1 protein-coding gene is annotated in these 390 nt (G+C 66.9%); it reads left to right on the top strand.

Features of this window, described 5'->3' with window-relative positions:
* Positions 1–109 precede the first annotated feature (109 nt).
* Positions 110–390: hypothetical protein (locus tag AC1D0P_RS31320; protein WP_477680285.1), on the top strand; the 281-nt coding region annotated here is incomplete at its 3' end.

The raw sequence follows: 390 nt of genomic DNA, 5'->3' as shown, positions 1-390 counted from the left end.
GGTGCGGATCATTCCCGGCTCCTGGCGTATGGAACTGATGGAGCCGTGCCGTGTGGCGGTGGCGCTGGCGCCGGCTTTGGTGCTTGTGGCGCTGCCGGTGGTGATCGGCATGCCCTGGCTGTTTGCATGGTTCGATGGCGGGCTCGGCGGGTTCAAGGGCATCTACCTGGCGCCAGTGTTTTACGGCGTTCGCGTGCTGGCCATCCTGATCGGCGCCGCGGCTCTTGGTGTGGCGCTGCTGTCGACGGCCAGCTACCGGCTGGCGATCGTCGGCCTGATCGCCTTCGTCCTGCTCCACGGGCTGCTCGCCGTCGACCTCGTGCTGTCGCTGACGCCGGACTATCATTCGTCCGGGTTCGGCCTTTACCTTCTCGGCGTGCAGGCGCTGAC

Source organism: Polaromonas sp. P1_G2, from assembly GCF_056405515.1.
Note: the sequence above shows the minus strand (reverse complement) of the source record. Positions and strands in the feature narration are given on the sequence as shown.